Source organism: Stenotrophomonas sp. (assembly GCF_035634915.1).
Classification (GTDB): domain Bacteria; phylum Pseudomonadota; class Gammaproteobacteria; order Xanthomonadales; family Xanthomonadaceae; genus Stenotrophomonas.
The window spans coordinates 93,189-110,494 of sequence record NZ_DASQCB010000010.1; the positions used below are offsets into that span (position 1 = coordinate 93,189).

General features: G+C 66.5%; 16 protein-coding genes and 1 pseudogene. 4 read left to right on the forward strand and 13 right to left on the reverse strand.

Annotated features, from left to right (window positions below):
- Nucleotides 1-1,056: a 4-oxalomesaconate tautomerase gene (locus tag VER16_RS08260; RefSeq protein ID WP_324807072.1), complete on the reverse strand. Its 1,056-nt coding sequence runs from the start codon at nucleotides 1,054-1,056 to the stop codon at nucleotides 1-3.
- A complete protein-coding gene (locus VER16_RS08265; protein ID WP_324807074.1) occupies nucleotides 1,049-1,720 on the reverse strand; it encodes a 4-carboxy-4-hydroxy-2-oxoadipate aldolase/oxaloacetate decarboxylase in 672 nt (223 codons plus the stop codon). The genes VER16_RS08260 and VER16_RS08265 overlap by 8 nt, the downstream gene beginning before the upstream one ends.
- Nucleotides 1,721-1,820: 100 nt before the next feature.
- Here VER16_RS08265 and VER16_RS08270 point away from each other — a divergent pair, with 100 nt between their 5' ends.
- Nucleotides 1,821-3,068, forward strand: a complete 1,248-nt coding sequence (locus VER16_RS08270; RefSeq protein WP_324807076.1) for a LysR family transcriptional regulator — start codon at nucleotides 1,821-1,823, stop codon at nucleotides 3,066-3,068.
- Between the two features lie 11 nt (nucleotides 3,069-3,079).
- Nucleotides 3,080-3,238, forward strand: a pseudogene (locus VER16_RS08275) (chemotaxis protein CheB); the annotation flags it as partial.
- Between the two features lie 23 nt (nucleotides 3,239-3,261).
- Here the strand turns inward: VER16_RS08275 and VER16_RS08280 are convergent.
- The 10 genes from VER16_RS08280 to VER16_RS08325 form a co-directional block, all read right to left on the reverse strand.
- Nucleotides 3,262-3,552, reverse strand: coding sequence for a hypothetical protein (locus VER16_RS08280; RefSeq protein ID WP_324807078.1), 291 nt, complete (start codon nucleotides 3,550-3,552; stop codon nucleotides 3,262-3,264).
- Entirely contained in the window at nucleotides 3,510-3,788 is a 279-nt protein-coding gene (locus VER16_RS08285; protein WP_324807080.1) for a hypothetical protein, read from the reverse strand. The genes VER16_RS08280 and VER16_RS08285 overlap by 43 nt, the downstream gene beginning before the upstream one ends.
- Before the next feature lie 188 nt (nucleotides 3,789-3,976).
- Nucleotides 3,977-6,568: a bifunctional aconitate hydratase 2/2-methylisocitrate dehydratase gene (gene acnB / locus VER16_RS08290; protein ID WP_324807082.1), complete on the reverse strand. Its 2,592-nt coding sequence runs from the start codon at nucleotides 6,566-6,568 to the stop codon at nucleotides 3,977-3,979.
- Nucleotides 6,569-6,611: 43 nt separating this feature from the next.
- Complete coding sequence (locus VER16_RS08295; protein ID WP_108765065.1) at nucleotides 6,612-7,010, reverse strand: type II toxin-antitoxin system VapC family toxin; 399 nt, start codon at nucleotides 7,008-7,010, stop codon at nucleotides 6,612-6,614.
- A 6-nt stretch (nucleotides 7,011-7,016) separates the two neighbouring features.
- On the reverse strand, nucleotides 7,017-7,241 hold the full coding sequence (locus tag VER16_RS08300; RefSeq protein ID WP_324807083.1) for an AbrB/MazE/SpoVT family DNA-binding domain-containing protein: 225 nt from the start codon (nucleotides 7,239-7,241) through the stop codon (nucleotides 7,017-7,019).
- Nucleotides 7,242-7,306: 65 nt separating this feature from the next.
- On the reverse strand, nucleotides 7,307-8,731 hold the full coding sequence (locus VER16_RS08305) for an OprO/OprP family phosphate-selective porin (RefSeq protein ID WP_324807085.1): 1,425 nt from the start codon (nucleotides 8,729-8,731) through the stop codon (nucleotides 7,307-7,309).
- Between the two features lie 120 nt (nucleotides 8,732-8,851).
- Entirely contained in the window at nucleotides 8,852-9,628 is a 777-nt protein-coding gene (locus tag VER16_RS08310) for an ABC transporter permease (RefSeq protein ID WP_324807086.1), read from the reverse strand.
- The gene (locus tag VER16_RS08315; protein ID WP_324807087.1) at nucleotides 9,612-10,445 is read right to left on the reverse strand and encodes an ABC transporter ATP-binding protein; all 834 of its coding nucleotides are present in this window, start codon (nucleotides 10,443-10,445) and stop codon (nucleotides 9,612-9,614) included. The genes VER16_RS08310 and VER16_RS08315 overlap by 17 nt, the downstream gene beginning before the upstream one ends.
- A 14-nt stretch (nucleotides 10,446-10,459) precedes the next feature.
- Nucleotides 10,460-11,521, reverse strand: coding sequence for an ABC transporter substrate-binding protein (locus VER16_RS08320; protein WP_324807089.1), 1,062 nt, complete (start codon nucleotides 11,519-11,521; stop codon nucleotides 10,460-10,462).
- Nucleotides 11,522-11,596: 75 nt separating this feature from the next.
- A complete protein-coding gene (locus VER16_RS08325; protein ID WP_324807091.1) occupies nucleotides 11,597-12,718 on the reverse strand; it encodes a 4-oxalomesaconate tautomerase in 1,122 nt (373 codons plus the stop codon).
- Nucleotides 12,719-12,827: 109 nt separating this feature from the next.
- Between VER16_RS08325 and VER16_RS08330 the strand changes: the two genes are divergently transcribed.
- A complete protein-coding gene (locus VER16_RS08330) occupies nucleotides 12,828-13,730 on the forward strand; it encodes a LysR family transcriptional regulator (RefSeq protein ID WP_049455867.1) in 903 nt (300 codons plus the stop codon).
- A gap of 171 nt (nucleotides 13,731-13,901) precedes the next feature.
- A complete protein-coding gene (acnA, locus tag VER16_RS08335; RefSeq protein WP_324807094.1) occupies nucleotides 13,902-16,655 on the forward strand; it encodes an aconitate hydratase AcnA in 2,754 nt (917 codons plus the stop codon).
- A 124-nt stretch (nucleotides 16,656-16,779) separates the two neighbouring features.
- Here the strand turns inward: acnA and VER16_RS08340 are convergent, their stop codons facing one another.
- Nucleotides 16,780-17,154, reverse strand: a complete 375-nt coding sequence (locus VER16_RS08340) for a hypothetical protein (RefSeq protein WP_324807096.1) — start codon at nucleotides 17,152-17,154, stop codon at nucleotides 16,780-16,782.
- Nucleotides 17,155-17,306: the final 152 nt, after the last annotated feature.

A 17,306-nucleotide genomic window follows, 5' to 3' on the forward strand; every position in this document is an offset into this window, starting at 1 on the left:
TCAGTCGAACAGTTCGCCGTCGAACAGCTTCCGTGCGGTGCGCAGCATGGCCGTGCGGGCCACCTGGCCGTCCTCGTCCAGTTCAATCACGCAGGTGGTGGCCCCGCTGGGGTGCTCCACCGCCAGCGTCTGCACCTGCCCACCCGGCAGGCGGGCCAGGGCATGGGCTGGTGATTTCGGTAACAGGCAGGCCGTGGCCACGGTCACCGCCCCCAGCACGCCGATGGAGGCATGACAGCGGTGCGGGATGAACGAGCGCACGCAGATCGCGCCGCCGTCAGCCGGTGCGGCCACCAGCATCATCTTGGGCACCGACTTTTCCGCCACCTCGCCCAGGTTCATCTTCGGCCCCGCCTGCAGGCGGATCGCCTCCAGCCGCGCTTTCAGTGCGTCGTCGGCATCCAGCGTGGCGCGGTCCTCATGCCCGCTGATGCCCAGATCGGAGGCCCGCAGCACCACGCAGGGCATGCCGTTGTCGATCAGGGTCATCGGCACACCGTCAATCTGGTCCACCGCGTTGCCGGTCGGCAACAGCGCGCCGCAGCTGGAACCGGCGGTGTCCTCGAACGCCAGCGGTACCGGTGCGGCACTGCCCGGCACGCCATCGATGCGCGCCTCACCGGCATAGCTCACCTGCCCACCCGGCGTCTGCACGCTGGCCGTGGCCAGGGTGCCGGTGTTGGCCATGAAGATGCGCACCTCGGTCACCCCATCGCCCGCCGCCACCAGGCCACGCTCGATCGCGAACGGTCCGACGCCGGCCAGCATGTTGCCGCAGTTCTGCGCATCGCTTACCAGCGCCTGGTCGACGAAGACCTGCAGGAACAGGTAATCGACATCGGCGTCCCCGCGCTGCGAGGGCGAGATGACCGCGACCTTGGAGGTCAGCGGGTCGCCGCCGCCCATGCCGTCGATCTGGCGCACGTCCGGCGAACCGTAGGCACGCAGCAGGAACGCGTCACGCGCGGCCGCGTCGGCGGGCAGGTCCTGGGCGAGGAAGAATCCGCCCTTGGACGTGCCGCCACGCATCCACATCGCGCGCACGCCCTTACTCATAGCGCAGGCCCTTGGCAGCCAGGCGCTCGCGCATCGCATAGATGTCCAGGCCAAGCTCACCCCGGGCGAGGCGCTCGCGCTTGTCGGCCTCGCGTGCCTCGCGCGCCTGCGCTTCGGCGGCCACCCGCGCGACATCGGCGCGCGGCACGATGCAGACGCCGTCGTCGTCGGCAATCACCACGTCGCCCGCATTGACCAGGGCACCGCCACAGACCAGGGGCACGTTCACCGAACCCAGGGTCTCCTTCACCGTACCCTGCGCGTGCACCGCCCGGCTCCACACCGGGAAGCCCATCGCGGTCAGCTCGCGCACATCGCGCACACCCGCGTCGATGACCAGGCCGCGGCAGCCGCGGGCCTGCGCCGAGGTCGCCAGCAGATCGCCGAAGTAGCCATCGGTGCAGTCGCTGGTCGGTGCCACCACCAGGATGTCGCCCTCGCCGAGCTGCTCGATGGCCACGTGCATCATCCAGTTGTCGCCCGGCGGCACCGACACGGTGACCGCACTACCGGCAATGCGCGCGCCGCTGTAGATCGGGCGCAGGCGCGGGTGCAGCAGGCCGCTGCGGCCCTGCGCCTCGTGCACGGTGGCCACGCCGGCTTCAGCCAGTGACTGGATCAGCGCCGGTGCGGCGCGCTCGATGCGGGTGATGACGCGGGACATCCATCCATCCTTCGTTGGCGATGGCGCAGTCTGTTCCGCGCCCTACCGCCCCTCAAGATCGTTTTTCGTGCGCCCCATTCAATATGGTTATAGTTGTGCCATGGAAGCGCTTGCCGAACTGAACCTGAAACACCTGCACGCCCTGGTGGCCGTGCACGCGCACGGGGGCATCAGTGCCGCGGCGCCCCACATCAATCTGTCCCAGCCCGCCCTCACCCAGGCCATCGCACGGCTGGAACGGCAGCTGGATGCGCCGCTGTTCGACCGCCAACCCGGTGGCATGGTGGCGACCGAGGCCACGCGCCTGCTGGCACCTCGCATCGAACGCGCCCTCGCCTACCTCGCCCGTGGCGTGCGCGCAGCCCGCCGCGCCGCGCGCCTGCCTGCACTGGCAAGCATCGAGCGGCGACTGACACTCAGCCAGCTGCGCGCCCTCAACGCGGTGGACAGCGCGGGCAGCTTCACGCTTGCCGCAGCGCGCGCCGGGGTTTCGCAGCCGGCGATGCACCGTGCCGTACGCGAACTGGAAGCGGTGATCGAAGTGCCGCTGCTGCAGCGGCGTGGCAAGGCCCTGCTGGCCACCCCTGCCGCCACCCGCCTGCTGCGCTGGGTGCGGCTGGCCCTGTCCGAGCTGGCCACCGGGCTGGATGAACTGGCCGCGACCCGCGACCAGCACGGCGGCCGCCTGGCCATCGGGGTGATGCCGCTGGCGCGTGCCCTGTTGCTGCCGCAGGCGCTGGCACGCTTCGCGCGTGCGTGGCCGGCCGCCACGGTGAACGTGGTGGAGGGCCCCTTCTCGGAATTGTTGTCTGACCTGCGCGAAGGCAGCCTGGACCTGCTGGTCGGTGCCATGCGCGATCTCAGTGCGGTGCCTGACGTTGTGCAGGAAGGCCTGTTCGACGATGACCCGGTCATCGTCGGTCGCGCCGATCATCCCTTGGCCGCGCAGCAGCCGTGGCGCTTCGAGCAGCTGCTGGATTACCCCTGGGTGATCCCCACCACCGGCGCACCGGTGCGGGCACGCTGGGAAAAGATGTTCCGCGACAACGGCCATGAGCCACCCGTGCTGCGCATCGAGTGTGGCTCGCTGGTCATCACCCGCGGCCTGCTGCTGGAGGACGACTGGCTGACCCTGATGTCGCGGGACCAGTTCCTGATCGAACGCCAGGCCGGCCTGCTGGCCGATCTGGGCCTGGCCGGCCGCGCACTGCGTCGCCGCATCGGCCTGACCACCCGCGCCGACTGGCACCCCACCCGGCCGCAGCAGGCTTTCCTGCAGACCTTCCGCGACGTCTGCGCCGAGCGCAGCGGCGATGGGCCGGACGCCTGGCCGTTCCGCTACCGCTGAGGCAGAGCGCTGCAAGCAGCCTGCTGGAAGAGCGTCAGGCCGGAGCGCCGATGGTGATGGTGAACGAGGCCACCAGCGTGGTCTGGGGAATGCCCGGTTCAGCGTTCAAACTGGGTGCGGCCGAGGAACAGGTGCTGCTGGAACGGATTGCCTGGCGCCTGCTGGAGCTGGTCATGCGTTTCGCGCTTGCGGATCATGGCGCTTTCTTCTTGAGCTTCACCCCCCCATGCATACTCAGGTCAATGACGACGAATCCAGCCTCGAGGATTCTTTTCACCTCCTTGTAGCTGGGCCCATCCACGTTGCCGTTGAACTGCACGAACTTGCTGTCGAATACCGCAACATCCACAGCCCCGTTTTTCTTGGCCGCATTGAGTGCCTTGTTGATCTTGGTGTGGAAGACGTAACAGCACTCCGGGGGCAGTGCACCGCTCCCAAGGTTCAGCGCAGCGTCAATCCATGTGTTTTCTTGTCCTGGGTCCACTCACCTTCCAGGCCCCAGGACAGGCAATTGGGCACCACCTTCCCATCGACCGATGCCTTGACCAGTGACATCACTCCCGTACACAACTGATCTGCGCCGGAATAGGCGCTGCTGTCGGTTCCCACGGCGATGACGCTGAGGTTGAGTGAAAGCCCTCCTGCTGCCTTGAGAGCAGCCAGATAGTTCTGCAGCGGGGTGGTGGTCGTCTTTGCCTTCTCCGTCAACACAGCGTTCATGTGCAGCTCCAGCAGCCTCGTCGGCAGTCCCGACCACGGTCAATGCTACTTGCCGCCCTGCCCGGCGTACGACATTCCGTCTCACCGGTCCAATCCCCAGCACAAAGTGGATCGGCCAGAAAAAACCCCCGGTTCACACCGGGGGTTCTTCGCTTCAACGCACTGCCGGCCAGCGGCCGGCACTACCCTCAGGCCGCGACCGTCCTGGCCACGTCCTGGTATTCCTCGATCTGGTCGAAGTTCATGTAGCGGTAGATCTCCGCACCGCTCTGGGCGATCACGCCCACATCGGCCATGTACTCTTCCTTGGTCGGGATGCGACCCAGACGCGAGCAGATCGCGGCCAGTTCGGCCGAACCCAGGTACACGTTGGTGTTGCGGCCCAGACGGTTCGGGAAGTTGCGGGTCGAGGTCGACATCGCGGTGGAGCCTTCGCGGATCTGCGCCTGGTTGCCCATGCACAGCGAGCAGCCCGGCATTTCCATGCGTGCGCCGGTGGCGCCGAAGGTGCCGTACACGCCTTCCTTGGTCAGCTCCGAAGCGTCCATCTTGGTCGGCGGGGCCACCCACAGGCGGGTCGGCAGGTCGCGCTTGCCTTCCAGCAGCTTCGCAGCGGCACGGAAGTGACCGATATTGGTCATGCACGAACCGATGAACACTTCGTCGATCTTGGCGCCGGCCACTTCGGACAGCGTCTTCACGTCGTCCGGGTCGTTCGGGCAGGCCACGATCGGCTCGTGGATGTCGGCCAGGTCGATCTCGATGACGGCGGCGTACTCGGCGTCGGCATCCGGCTCCAGCAGCTCCGGGTTGGCCAGCCAGGCTTCCATCTTCTCGATACGGCGCTGCAGCGAACGCGGATCCTGGTAACCCTCGGCAATCATCCACTTCAGCAGGGTGATGTTGCTGGTCAGGTACTCGATGATCGGTTCCTTGTTCAGGCGCACCGAGCAACCGGCCGCCGAACGCTCGGCCGAGGCGTCGGACAGTTCGAACGCCTGTTCGACCTTCAGCTCCGGCAGGCCTTCGATTTCCAGGATGCGACCGGAGAAGATGTTCTTCTTGCCGGCCTTGGCCACGGTCAGCAGGCCCGACTTGATGGCGTACAGCGGAATCGCGTTGACCAGGTCACGCAGGGTCACGCCGGGCTGCATCTGGCCCTTGAAGCGCACCAGCACCGATTCGGGCATGTCCAGCGGCATGACGCCGGTGGCAGCGGCGAAGGCCACCAGGCCCGAGCCGGCCGGGAACGAAATACCCACCGGGAAACGGGTGTGCGAGTCACCACCGGTACCGACGGTGTCCGGCAGCAGCATGCGGTTGAGCCAGCTGTGGATCACGCCATCGCCCGGGCGCAGCGAAACGCCGCCACGGGTGGAGATGAACTCCGGCAGGGTGTGGTGGGTCTTCACGTCCACCGGCTTCGGGTACGCGGCGGTGTGGCAGAACGACTGCATCACCAGGTCGGCCGAGAAGCCCAGGCAGGCCAGGTCCTTCAGCTCGTCGCGGGTCATCGGGCCGGTGGTGTCCTGCGAGCCGACCGAGGTCATCTTCGGTTCGCAGTAGGTGCCCGGGCGCATGCCCTGGCCTTCCGGCAGGCCACAGGCACGGCCAACCATCTTCTGCGCCAGCGAGAAGCCCTTGCCGTTGTCGGCCGGCTGCACCGGCAGGCGGAACAGATCGGTCGGGGCCAGGCCCAGCGCTTCACGCGCCTTGCCGGTCAGGCCGCGGCCGATGATCAGCGGAATGCGGCCACCGGCGCGCACTTCGTCGAACAGCACGTCGCTCTTCACTTCGAACTCGGCGATCACTTCGCCGTTCTTCAGTGCCTTGCCGTCGTACGGGCGCAGTTCGATCACATCGCCGTGGTCCATCTGCGAGACGTCCAGCTCGATCGGCAGCGCACCGGCATCTTCCATGGTGTTGTAGAAGATCGGGGCGATCTTGCCGCCCAGGCAGACGCCGCCGGCGCGCTTGTTCGGGATGAACGGAATGTCATCGCCGGTCCACCACAGCACGCTGTTGGTGGCCGATTTGCGCGAGGAACCGGTACCGACCACGTCGCCCACGTAGGCAACCAGGTGGCCCTTGTCCTTCAGGTCGAGGATCTGCTGGATCGGACCGCGCTTGCCGTCTTCTTCCGGGGTGAACGCCGCATCGTCGCGCTTGTTCTTCAGCATCGCCAAGGCGTGCATCGGAATGTCGGGGCGGGTGGTCGCGTCCGGGGCCGGCGACAGATCGTCGGTGTTGGTCTCGCCCGGCACCTTGAACACGGTGACGGTCAGGCTCTGCGGCACTTCCGGGTTGCTGGTGAACCACTCGGCATCGGCCCAGCTCTGCAGCACGGCCTGGGCGTTGGCGTTGCCTGCCTTGGCCTTTTCCTGCACGTCATGGAAGGCATCGAAGACCAGCAGGGTCTTCTTCAGGCCGTCAGCGGCGATGGTACCGATGCTGGCATCGTCCAGCAGCTGCACCAGCGGGGCGACGTTGTAACCGCCGAGCATGGTGCCCAGCAGTTCGGTGGCGCGCTCGCGGCTGATCAGCGGGTTCTGCTCGCTGCCCAGGGCGATGGCCGCCAGGTACGAGGCTTTGACTTTGGCAGCATCGTCGACGCCGGCCGGCACGCGGTGGGTCAGCAGGTCGAGCAGGAACTCGGCCTCGCCCTGCGGCGGGTTCTTCAGCAGTTCGATGACATCGGCCGTCTGCTGCGCGCTCAGCGGCAGCGGCGGGATGCCAAGCGCAGCGCGCTCGGCGACGTGGTGGCGGTAGGCTTCCAACATGACAACTCCCGGGTAATGCGTAGGTTGAAAAAACAAGATGGGCTCAGGCTTGCGGCACGATCAGCTTCAGGCCCTTGAAGTAGTCGCGGTAAAACGTGTCGTTCCAGGTAATCAGGCCATCGCACTGCAGCAGTGCATGGGCACCGACCATGAAATCGTCCAGGCTGCGGCGGCCGCCGCTGCGCTGGCGGTGGCGGCGGTGCATCTCGCCGGCGCGCAGGGCCGACTTGGCCTCCAGCGCATTGAAGTGCACGCCCATTTCTTCCAGCGCTTCAAGCACCTCGGCGCCGCCGCGCAGCGAGGCGCAGACTTCGGCCAGGGTTGCGCCGCAGACCACCACGCGGCCGCCGACCAGGCTCTGCCGCAGGCAGGCCTCCACTGCATCGGCCTGCGGGCCATTGCTCAGCAGTTCGACCAGCACCGGGGAATCGACGGCGATCATCACGGCTTATTCCTCGTCGCGCACGGCGCGCACGGCGGCCTGGGCCGAATCAAAGCCATCGAGCGCGAACTTGCCGCGCGCCCGTGAAATGGCATCGTCAACACTCTTGCGCAGAATGATGCGGCTGCCGTCCAGCTCGACCTTCAGCTGGGTGCCCTTGGTCAGGCCCAGCGCATCACGTACTGCCTTGGGCAGGGTGATCTGTCCGCGCTCTGCAACAGTGGCTTCCATGGGTAGGCCCTCTTCGGTATGCACGAATTATACATACCGAAGGGGCCATACCGCCAGCCACGTACTTAGAAGACCACCTGCAGCCGGGTATTGAAGGTGGTGCCCTCGTCCCTGCCCTGCCCGCTGCCGCTGCGGTTGTCGGTCTGCCAGCGGATCGCCTCGAACATCAGCCGGCTGTAGTCGTTCAGGTACCAGTTCGTTCCCAGCGTCCAGGCGTGGCCGGTGCCGCCGGTCGGCAGCTCGGCGTAGTCCACGTCCTCATAGCGCGCCTTCAGTTCCCAGGCCCCGGCGCCGCCGTCGGTCACCGGGTCGGCCACCTTCACCTTGCCCCACGTACCGGCCTTGCCCGAGTAGGCGGGCATTGCGCCGGCCAGGAACCAGCCCGCCGACACCGCCCAAGCCTGGTGGTCCAGGTCATAGCGGCCGCTGGCGTCGACCCCGCGCAGGTTGCGCGTGCCCCATTCACCGGTCGCCCAGGCCGGGCCGAAGAACCCTGCCGCTTCCAGGCCGTAGGCCGTGCTGCGCTCGGCGCCGGCCAGGGTGCCCGGGGCGATCTTCACCAGATCGTTGAAATGCCCGGCAATGGCCGAACTGCGCAGCACGCCAGTGGCACCGGCAGCGATCTCTTCATGGAAGGCCCAGGCGCCCAGGTGCACGGTGGCCGCCTTGCTCGCCACCGGGTTCCAGTGCACGCGCGTGGCCCAGGTCTGGCTGTCGTTGTCATTGCCGGCGTTGTTCAGGTCGTTGCCTGCCACCGACAGGCTGGCATGCCAGCCCTTGCCATACACACGCTCGGTCAGGCCGACGCCGAACAGGCCACGCTGTGGCAGCATCAACGTACCGACCACGTTGCGGTCCGGGAACGGCGTATTGGAGGTGCTGCTGGAGCCGTCGATGCCACGGTCATTCAGCCGGTTGCCGACGGTCAGGTCGGCCGGCAGCCCGAACAGCCTGTGGTCCACGGTCGCATAGACCGATTTCCACGCCACCGCGTTGTCGGCGAAGTCGCCCTCCACCGCCCAGCCGAGGATGCCGTAGCGGCCCTCGGCGCCCAGACGTACCGAGCGGATCTCGGTACCGGAAATGTTGCGGTCGGACACCGACGAGCCATCGGTACTCGAGCCATCAACGAACAAGCGGCCGCGCGGGCGGAAGGCCACCTTGCCATCGGCGCTGCTGAATTCCGGTGCGCCCTTGGCCCAGGACACCTTGGGCGTCTTCGACTGGCTCGATTCCAGCGCCGCTACGCGGCTTTCCAATACTGGTGCCGGTGCCGGCGCCGGGGCTGCAGCGCCGTCCTGCCCGCCTTCAACGGCGCGCAGCCGCGCCTCCAGCTGCTGGATCTGCAGCGCCTGCTGCTGCACCAGCGCCGACAGTTCGGCCTGGCTCAACGGGGCCGGCGCGGACTGCGCTCCGGCATGGCCGCTGGCCAACAGCAGACCGAGCGCGACCGACAGCGCTGCGCGGGGCAGCACGGTGTGCGTGTTCATGGGTTCTCTCTCCGGCCAGCCGGCCCCCTGGCCTGGCGCTGGCCTGTTACGGTGGTGCGGGGGAAGATCGGGGGAGGCAGCGCGCGCCGCCAGGTCAGCCTGGCGGCGCGGCAGCAAGGCTCAGCTGGTGGCTTGAGCCTGGGCGTTGGGACGCCAGGTGATCAGCTTGTTCTCGACCACGTCGAGCAGCGCATCGATGACCAGCACGAAGGCGGCCAGGATGATGATGCCGGCAAACACACCCACGGCATTGAAGTTGCCCTCGGCCTGCGCGATCAGGTAGCCCAGGCCAGCCGAAGCGCCGAGGTACTCACCGATGATGGCGCCAACCACAGCAAAGCCCACCGAGGTACGCAGCGAGGACAGGATCCAGCTGGCGGCGGCCGGGAAGTACACGTGGCGCAGCAGGTCGCTGCGGCCCGCACCCAGGATGCGCGCGTTGGCCAGCACCACCGGGTTCACTTCACGCACGCCCTGCATGGCGTTGAAGAAGGTGGTGAAGAACACCAGGGTCACCGCCAGGGCCACCTTCGACCACAGGCCCAGGCCGAGCCACAACACGAAGATCGGTGCCAGCACCACGCGCGGGATCGCGTTGAAGCCCTTGATGAAGGGATCGAGGATGCGCGCCGAGCGACGGCTCAGGCCGAGCCAGACACCGCCGGCCACACCCAGGCCGGTACCGATCAGGTAGCCCAGCGCGGTCTCGGTCAGGGTGATGTAGACGTGCTGGTAGAACGAGGTGTCGGACAGCCAGGTCCAGGCCTGCTTCACGATCGCCGTCGGCGAGGGGAAGAAGAACGGATCGATCACGCCCAGCGCGATGCCGCCTTCCCAGCCACCGAACACGGCGATGACCAGGGCCAGCTGGATGAATTTGTCAGTCTTGGCGTGCATAGCTCTTCTCCACTTCGCCGCGCAGGCAGGCCCAGATGTCGCGGTACAGGTCGGTGAAACGTTCGTCCAGCTTGATTTCGGCGACATTGCGTGGCCGTTCCAGGTCCACATCGAAACTACGCACCACCCGGCTGGCCGGGCCGGAGGACAGCACCACCACGCGGTCACCCAGGGCGATGGCTTCTTCCAGGTCGTGGGTGATCAGGATCACCGAGCGGCGATCCTCCTGCCACAGGCGCAGCAGTTCGTTCTGCATCAGGTGGCGGGTGTGGATGTCCAGTGCCGAGAACGGTTCGTCCATCAGGATCACCTTCGGCTCGACGATCAACGCCTGCGCCATCTGCACGCGCTTGCGCTGGCCACCGGAGAGCTGGTGCGGGTAGCGGTGCTCGAAACCGGTCAGGCCCACCTTGGCCAGCCAGGCATTGGCCTTGGCCTTGCGTTCGGCCTCGGGCACGCCACGGAAACGCAGGCCCAGCTCGACGTTCTGGTAGGCCGTCTTCCACGGCAGCAGTGCATCCTGCTGGAACAGGTAGCCCACCGACTCCTGCACCCCATTGACCTTCTGGCCGTCAATGGCCACTTCACCGGAGGAGGGCTTGAGCAGGCCCGCCACGGAATTGAGGATGGTGCTCTTGCCGCAGCCGGTCGGGCCGACGATGGCGAGGAACTCGCCGTCGCCCACCTGGATGTCGACATCACGCACGGCGGTGAATTCGCCGAAGGACATGGTCACCTTGTTGATGGCGACCATCGTCTGTGCAGGCTCCAGCTGCGGCGCGCCGTTGAGCTGGCGCACGGTGGCATTGAGGGCCATGGGGTTACCTCCGATTACGGTTGGGCAGCCGGCGCCGCAGCGTGGGCACGCTCGACAAAGGCATTGGTGTAGGTTTTGGACAGATCGATGTCAGCGTTGGCGACATCCTTGTTGAACTCGCGCAGCACCTTCAGCGGCGTTTCCAGATCGGCCGGGGTGAAGTGGCCGTCGGTGGTGAAGATCGCGCGGGCGTTCTCCACCGCGCGGGCATAGGTGGCGCGGTCACCGGACACGTAGCTGTCGGGCAGTGCGGCGACAATCTCCTCGGCGCTGTGGTCGGCGATGAACTTCAGGGCCATCTGCTCGGCGCGGGCGATCTTCTCGGCCGCCTCCGGGCGCTGCTCCAGGAAGCTGCGGTTGGCATACATCACCGAGGTCGGGTACAGCCCGCCGTAGACCTGGCGTGCACCGTCATCGCTGCGCGCATCGATGATGATCTTGCCGACCTTGCGCTCGGTGATCAGGGTGGCGGCCGGATCGTAGTTCACCAGCAGGTCGATCTTGCCCTGCTCCAGCGCCGCCACCGCAGCAGCGCCCGAGCCGACGCCGATCAGCGAAATGCTGTCCACCGCAATGTCATGCTGTGCCAGGAAGTGGCGCACGAAGAAGTCCGACGAGGAGCCCGGTGCGGTGATGCCCACCTTCTGGCCCTTGATCGTCTCCGGGCGCGCCGGGTCGAAGGTCGCGTCATCGCGGCCGGCCATCACCAGCCCGGAATTGCGCGACAGCAGCACGAAGCCCACCACGTCCTTGTGCTTGGCCTGCATCTGGATGGTGTGGTCATAGAAGCCCACCGCCACATCTGTGGAGTTGGCCACCAGCGCCTGCAGCACCTTGGAACCGCCCTGGGCGAAGTTCTCGGTCTTCACCTCCAGGCCGACGTCCTTGAAGTAGCCCTTGGAATCGGCAATGAAGAACGGCAGGTTGTTGAGGTTGTACGACCCCACGCTGATCCGCACCGGCGCGGTGTCGGCACTGCCGGCGGCGGCACCCTGTGCTTCGGCGCCCTTGTTGCTGCACCCGGCCATGGCCAGGCCAGCCGCGCACAGCGCGGCCATGAACATCTGCTTGTACATCATCCCTCCCAGGAGTGAAGCATCTACGTTGTGGTGGCCGGCCACGCGCCACTGCGCGGGCCGACCGGTTTCAGGTCATGCCGCTGAAGTCCATTGGCGGGCTTGGGTGGAACAGTCCTCGGCGTGTGCGGGCGAGGTCGCGAACACGCGGCCTTCAAACAGGCGGCGGGCGGTACGGACCACGCTGGCAACCACCGGCGCATCGTCCGAGCTGCGACTCAGGCCCACGTCCAGGGCCCCGCTCGGATGTTCGAGGGTAATGCTGCCGGGCAGGTCCAGGCATGCGACAAAAGTGTTGGCCAGCGTGCCCGGGGTGACCGCCGCCGTGGCCAGGCCCACGCCGCCGGTGATCGCCAGTGCGGTGTGGCACTGGTGGGGCATGAAGTAGCGCACCTGCAGGTGGCCGCCATGCTGCGGCGCGGAAAGCAGCACTGGCTTGGGAATCACCTTGTTGCCCGCATCGGCGATGCCCATCCGCGCACCGGCTTCGATACGCAGCGCCTCAAGGCGCGCAAGGAAAGCGGCATCCGCATTCAGCTCGGCCGGTGACGCATCGCCGCGCACACCGAGGTCCTCGGCGCGCACCAGCATCATCGGCATCGCGCAATCGATCAGGCTTACCGCCACGCCATCGATGGTTTCCTGCGCGTGGCCACTGGGCAGCAGCTTGCCGGTGCGCGCACCGGCCGCATCCAGGAAGGACAAGCGTACCGGCGAGGCCGAGCCCGGCGCACCGGCAATGCGCGTATCACCGCGGTACACCACTTCACCGCCCGGGGTTTCCACCGTGGCCACGATCAGCTTGCCGGTATTGACGTTGAAGATGCGCACCCGGGTCTGCGGGTCCTGTACCTGCACAAGCCCGCGCTCGATGGCGTACGGGCCGACGGCGGCCAGCATGTTGCCGCAGTTCGGCGAGGTATCCACCACCTGCTGCTCCACCCGTACCTGGGCGAACAGATAGTCCACGTCCGCATCGGCACGGCTGGAACGGTCGATGATCGCCACCTTGCTGGTCAGGGCATTGCCGCCGCCGATGCCGTCGATCTGCAGCGGGTGGCCCGAGCCCATCACTTCCAGCAACAGGCGGTCGCGCCGGGCGGTGTCCGCCGGTAGATCGGAAGCCAGGAAGAAGGGGCCTTTGGAAGTACCACCGCGCATGAGCACGCAGGGAATGCTGAGCAGATCGTTGGACATACGTGTGCTAGATTGATGCGTATAGGGGATGAATACCCCCTCTGTGATTCGATACTGGCATGACCCCGATTGATCTGTGAATTGCTGATTTTTGGATGATTGATACCTAATGAGCATCAATTGCGAAATCCTCGACCTGCGCGCCTTTCTGCTTGTGGCCGAAACGCGCAGCTTCCACCGCGCTGCTGAAAGCCTGCACGTATCGCAGCCCGCGCTCAGCCGACGCATCCAGAAGCTGGAACAGGCGGTCGGCTCACCCCTGCTGGAACGCACCACGCGCAGCGTCAGCACCACGGCGGTGGGCGAGAACCTGCTGCCGCTGGTGCGGCGCATGCTGGAAGAATTCGATGGCTCGCTGTTCTCGCTGCGCGGTCGCGAGGACACCCGTGGCGCCACCGTCACCATCGCCTGCCTGCCGACGGCCGCGTTCTACTTCCTGCCCAGCGTCATGGCGCGCTTCCACGAGGCGCATCCCAACGTGCGCTTCCGCATCCTGGACATTCCGGCCACCGAGGGCCTGCAGGCGGTGGAACGCGGCGAAGTCGAATTCGGCATCAACTTCATGGGTGCCAACGACCCCAACCTGGATTTCGACGTCCTGGCCGAAGACCCCTTCGTGCTCGCCTGCCGCCGCGACCATCCGCTGGCGCGCAAACGCAAGGTCGAATGGGCCGACCTGGCCCAGCACCAGCTGATCACCGTGCACCGCACCAGCGGCAACCGCACGCTGCTGGATGGCGCGCTGGCGCGCGAGAACCTGAAGTTGAGCTGGCATTACGAAGTGACCCACCTGTCCACCTCGCTGGGCATGGTCGAAGCCGGCATCGGCGTGTCGGTGCTGCCGAAAATGGCCACCCCCGATGGCGACCACCCGATCCTGGTGACCCGCCCGATCGGCAATCCGGTGGTGTCGCGCACCATCGGCATCGTGCGCCGTCGCGGCGCCCTGCTCTCACCCACCGCCGAGCGCTTCCTGCAGATGCTGATGAGCCAGTGGCGCGGCAAACCGTGACATCGGCACTACATACAGCCATGTAACCTTGCGTCCTGCGCCAAGGGCGTTCCAGCCCCTCCCCGCTCGGCCATACTGGCGGGGATCCGGCGGCCGGAACGCCGCCGTCAAACGCAAGCAGGCCTGCCACGGTGGGCCATAGCAAGCCATCCGCAAGAGGAGTCATCCCGCATGAGCGATTCGTTCTCCACCCGCAGCCAGCTGGACGTCGGCGGCAAGACCTACGACTACTTCAGCCTTCCCACGCTCGGCAAGCGCTTCGACATTTCCCACCTGCCCTATTCGATGAAGATCCTGCTGGAGAACCTGCTCCGGCACGAGGACGGCGGCGCCACCGTCGGCCCCGACCACATCGAAGCGGTGGCGCGCTGGCAGCCCAGCGCCGAGCCGGATACCGAAATCGCCTTCATGCCCGCGCGCGTGGTCCTGCAGGATTTCACCGGCGTGCCCTGCGTGGTCGACCTGGCCGCCATGCGCGATGCAGTGGTCAAGCTGGGCGGCAAGCCCGAGCAGATCAACCCGCAGATCCCCTCCGAACTGGTCATCGACCACTCGGTGCAGGTCGATGTGTTCGGCAAGCCCGACGCGCTGGACCTCAACGGCAAGATCGAGTTCCAGCGCAACCAGGAACGCTACGGCTTCCTGCGCTGGGGCCAGAAGGCCTTCGACAACTTCAAGGTGGTGCCGCCCAACACCGGCATCGTCCACCAGGTGAACCTGGAGAACCTGGCCCGCGTGGTGATGACTGCCGACAAGGATGGCAAGGCGGTGGCCTACCCCGATACCGTGTTCGGTACCGACAGCCACACCACGATGATCAACGGCATCGGCGTGCTCGGCTGGGGCGTGGGCGGCATCGAGGCCGAGGCGGCCATGCTGGGCCAGCCGTCCTCGATGCTCATCCCGCAGGTGGTCGGCTTCAAGCTCACCGGCAAGCTGCCCGAGGGCGCTACCGCCACCGACCTGGTGCTGACCGTTACCCAGATGCTGCGCAAGCTCGGCGTGGTCGGCAAGTTCGTCGAGTTCTTCGGCGATGGCCTGCAGCACCTGCCACTGGCCGACCGCGCCACCATCGGCAACATGGCCCCCGAATACGGCGCCACCTGCGGCATCTTCCCGATCGATCACGAATCGCTGAACTACCTGCGCCTGTCCGGCCGCAGCGACGAACAGATCAACCTGGTCGAGGCCTATGCCAAGGCTCAGGGCCTGTGGCACGAACCGGGCAGCGCGCCGGCCCAGTACAGCAGCACGCTGGAACTGGACATGGGCACGGTCAAGCCCTCGCTGGCCGGCCCCAAGCGCCCGCAGGACCGCGTGCTGCTGGAAGACGTGCAGAAGAACTACCGCGAAGCGCTGGTCGGCCTCACCGGCAACCGTGACAAGCGCAGCGCCGATGTTTCCACCTTCGTCAGCGAAGGCGGCGGCGCGGCGGTCGGCAACGAACAACTGGCCAAGGGTTATGCGGACATCGAGACCGAAGGCCGCAAGGTCCGCCTGAAGGACGGCGCGGTGGTCATCGCCGCCATCACCTCCTGCACCAACACCTCCAACCCGGCGGTGATGATCGGCGCCGGCCTGCTGGCCCGCAACGCCGCCGCCAAGGGCCTGAACCGCCAGCCCTGGGTGAAGACCTCGCTCGGCCCAGGCTCGCGCGTGGTTACCGATTACCTGGAAAAGGCCGGCGTGCTGAAGGAGCTGGAGAAGATCGGCTTCTACGTGGTCGGCTACGGCTGCACCACCTGCATCGGCAACTCCGGCCCGCTGCCGACCGAAGTCAGCGCCGGCATCGCCGCCGGCGATCTGGTGGTCACCTCGGTGCTGTCGGGCAACCGCAACTTCGAGGGCCGCGTGCATCCCGAAGTGAAGATGAACTATCTGGCCAGCCCGCCGCTGGTGGTGGCCTACGCCATCGCCGGCACCACCGACATCGACCTGACCACCCAGCCGCTGGGCACCGGCAGCGATGGCCAGCCGGTGTTCCTGCGCGACATCTGGCCAAGCAACAAGGAAATCGGCGATGTCATCGCCGCCACCATCGGCCCGGAGATGTTCAAGCAGAACTACGCCGACGTGTTCAAGGGCGATACCCGCTGGAACACCATCGCCTCGCCGGACGGCAACCTGTACGAATGGAGCGATGCCTCCACCTACATCAAGAACCCGCCGTACTTTGATGGCATGACCATGCAGACCGGCAGCATCAACGATGTGCACGGTGCACGCGTGATGGGCCTGTTCGGCGATTCGATCACCACCGACCACATCTCCCCGGCCGGCAACATCAAGAAGGATTCGCCGGCGGGCCGCTTCCTGCAGGAACGCGGCGTGCAGCCGGCCGACTTCAACAGCTACGGCAGCCGCCGCGGCAACGATGACGTCATGGTCCGCGGCACCTTCGCCAACATCCGCATCAAGAACCTGATGTTTGGTGGCGAGGAAGGCGGCAATACCCTGTACTACCCGGCCAACGGTGGCCAGCCGGAAAAGCTGGCGATCTACGACGCGGCCATGAAGTACAAGGCCGACAACGTGCCGCTGGTGGTGCTGGCCGGCAAGGAATATGGCACCGGCTCCTCGCGTGACTGGGCCGCCAAGGGCACCCTGCTGCTGGGCGTGAAGGCCGTGGTGGCCGAGAGCTTCGAGCGCATCCACCGCTCCAACCTGGTCGGCATGGGCGTGCTGCCGCTGCAGTTCCGCAACGGTGAGAACGCGCAGTCGCTGGGCCTGGATGGGTCGGAGACGATCGACATCACTGGTCTGGAAGACGGTGCCAGCAAGCGTGCCACGGTGACCGCGACCAAGGCCGATGGCACGAAGAAGACCTTCGAGGTCTCGGTGATGCTGCTGACCCCGAAGGAAGTGGAGTACTTCCGCCACGGCGGCCTGCTGCAGTACGTGCTGCGCCAGCTGGCCAGCAAATGACGCGAACTCATTCGCTTCTGTAGAGTCGAGCCATGCTCGACTGATCCCGACGTGCCAACCAAGGTTGGCACCTACCGGGGTCTGGCGTGCCAACCAAGGTTGGCATCTTCCAGGGCAATGGCTGCTACGGCTGCACGCCGTAGATCCGCCACGGGGCCGCGCTCGGTCCCACGTAGTACACCAGCCCACGCAGACCCTCTTCCATGAGGGTCTCGCCATCTGCGGCGCCGGTATTGACCACGGTCACCACCATCCCGAACGCCGGGTGCGCTGCCTGGCCAATGCGCGAACACACCACGCCGCGGTTCTCGTAATGCACCACCGGGGTGAACCCGGGGTCTTCGCAGTGCACGGCCACGAACCGGTAGCCGCGGTCCTCGCTGCTGCCCGGCATCAGCGCATGTGCCGCGTACGACACCCGGCCCTGACCGCCTGCATACGCCGGTACCTGCACCCGGAACTGCCCCGTGTCGCCCATCGCCAGCACGGGGTAATCCAACTGCCGCATCGGTGGCGACGTCTGCGCCACGGCGACAGCGCAACTGCAGAACAGCAGGCAACTTACTGCAATGCGCATCGCGCGCTCCCTTGCTTCACAGCCTGTGATGGTGCAGTACGGATGCGTACGGTGTCTTTAGGGATGGCACGAAA